A 1,938-nucleotide genomic window follows, 5' to 3' on the forward strand; every position below is an offset into this window, starting at 1 on the left:
GTGATCACCACGGCGTCACCATGAGGACCAAGGCCCCGCCGGAAACCTCCGGCGGGGCCCCCCTTTCACCTCCGCACGTCTGCACCGATCACGACGCCCTCGTCATCACCCGACGCGACCGGCAACACCGCTCCTGCACCGTCTTGACCGACTCCCCGTGCCGGATCAGCAGCGACGCGTAGTAGTGGCGCAGTCCGTGAAACACGAACCCCGGCACCCCGGCATCCACGGTCGCCCTGCGCCATGCATTGCCGAACCCGGAGCGTCGCAACGGTCCGCCGGCCCCGGTTGTGAACACCAGCCCGTCGGGCCGTGCCGGAAACGCCGAGAGGTGCGCGGCGAGCGCCTCGATGACGACCTGCGGTAGCGGGATCACGCGCACGCTCGAGTCCGTCTTGGGAGGTCCGAACTGTGGCGGGTGACCCACCAGCAGGATGAGCTGCCGATCGACCGTCAGGGAGCGGCGCAGGAAGTCGATGCGGTCGACCGTCAACCCGAATACCTCACCCTGGCGCAGGCCTGTTCCCGCCGCGAGGACCACCGCGGCCGAGTACCTCGCGGAAATGACAGCGGCGAGGCGCTGGACGGCGTCCGTCGAGACCGGGACGACCCTTGTCTTCCTCGGCTTCGGTACCGAGATCCCGGCGCACGGCGACGTCGCGATGCGCCGGTCACCGACGGCGGCCTTGAACACCGCCGACAGGTGCCTGTAGATGACCGAGACGGTTGCGGGGGACAGGGTCACCGAAAGCCGCTTCACGAGCGCGCGCAGGTCCGATGGGAGGATCGTCGCGAGCGGCCGGTCACCGAGGTGCGGGTACACGTGGAGCTTGAACTGGCGCTCCACCTGCTCCTGTGTCGTCGGGCGGTGCGCCTGGTTCGCGCGCCAGGCCTCGGCGTACTCCTTCAGCGTGATCTTGCCCGCGCCTGGCGCGACGTACTGCCCCGTCACGACGGAGGCGGTCACCTCGTCGAGCCACCGCTGTCCGTCGACCTTGCGGTCGAAGTGCCGGGCGTGCTCCTTGCCACGGTCGTCGCGGTAGCGGGCACGCCACCGGCCGTCAGGTCGCTTCGTGATGCTGGCCATCAGCTCGATTCCTTTCCGGGCGTTGTTGGCGGGAGAACGCCTCGAGTTCGAGCTCGCTCGACGTATCGCGCCGCGGCCCGAAGCAAGTCGTCGCCGCCGAGCGTGAGATCGAGAGGCTCGGGTCCCTGAGAGAACACACGATCGCGCATGACCGCGCCGACGACCGTCATCCCATTGTCGAACTTGGTGCCGATCGTCGAAGCAGCGAGTGCGCGCCGCGACATCTCCTTGACCCACAACTCGACGTGCGGCGTTCGCAGGCGCGCCAGCGGGACGCTTCCGGCGAGGTTCATCGCGCGGATGGTCGTCGACTCCCAGAGCTGTCAGACAGCCCCCTGCTGGTAGTAGTCGGTGAACGTCACCTTGCCGGCGGCTGGATCGACGTACATCCCCGTCACGACGCTCGCCGTGGCCTCGTTCAGCCGCCGCTGCCCGTCGACTTTTCGCGCGAAGTGTCGGGCGTGCTCCTTGCCCGCGTCGTCGCCGTGGCGCGCATGCCAGACCCGGTCGGGCCGCTTTTGAATGCTGGCCACGTCCGACTCCTCCGTCTGCCCGAGTGCAGCCTAGTTTGCACCCCCTGGCCGGCCCTGGGCCAGCCAGGGCAGGGACGCCGGTGTCCAACCAGTCAGGCGACTCCTCCCACCGACTGGCGGGCGTAGGCAGCGTCGACCCATGCGTCGCAGTCCTGTCTGCGGTAGAACACGCGTCGCCCGAGTCGGAAAGAGGCTCTTCAGAATTGGGGGTGTAGGCGGGGGCGGCGCCGGGAGCGACACGGCGTGTCGAGGTCCAGGTAGGGGTCGAGGTCTTCCGATGATGGGAGTTCTGACGCTGCCCATCCGAAAGACCTCGAC

Annotated in this window: 3 protein-coding genes; all 3 read right to left on the reverse strand. The window is 68.5% G+C overall.

Annotated elements, in window-relative coordinates:
- Window positions 1-88: 88 nt before the first annotated feature.
- The 3 genes from HIR71_RS16160 to HIR71_RS16170 are packed head-to-tail and all read right to left on the reverse strand — an operon-like array spanning window position 89 to window position 1,620.
- Window positions 89-1,087, reverse strand: coding sequence for a site-specific integrase (locus HIR71_RS16160; RefSeq protein WP_169326085.1), 999 nt, complete (start codon window positions 1,085-1,087; stop codon window positions 89-91).
- Window positions 1,087-1,380, reverse strand: a complete 294-nt coding sequence (locus HIR71_RS16165; protein WP_169326086.1) for a hypothetical protein — start codon at window positions 1,378-1,380, stop codon at window positions 1,087-1,089. The genes HIR71_RS16160 and HIR71_RS16165 overlap by 1 nt, the downstream gene beginning before the upstream one ends.
- 30 nt (window positions 1,381-1,410) lie before the next feature.
- Window positions 1,411-1,620 carry a hypothetical protein gene (locus HIR71_RS16170; protein WP_169326087.1) on the reverse strand — a complete coding sequence of 70 codons (210 nt, stop codon included), beginning with the start codon at window positions 1,618-1,620 and terminating at the stop codon, window positions 1,411-1,413.
- Window positions 1,621-1,938: the final 318 nt, after the last annotated feature.

This window comes from Cellulomonas fimi, assembly GCF_012952065.1.
In the GTDB taxonomy this organism is placed as follows: domain Bacteria; phylum Actinomycetota; class Actinomycetes; order Actinomycetales; family Cellulomonadaceae; genus Pengzhenrongella; species Pengzhenrongella fimi_A.

Bases quoted from the DNA above. Each gene is read 5' to 3' on its own strand.
- HIR71_RS16160 (WP_169326085.1), bottom strand. From the start codon at position 1,087: ATGGCCAGCATCACGAAGCGACCTGACGGCCGGTGGCGTGCCCGCTAC.
- HIR71_RS16165 (WP_169326086.1), bottom strand. From the start codon at position 1,380: ATGAACCTCGCCGGAAGCGTCCCGCTGGCGCGCCTGCGAACGCCGCAC.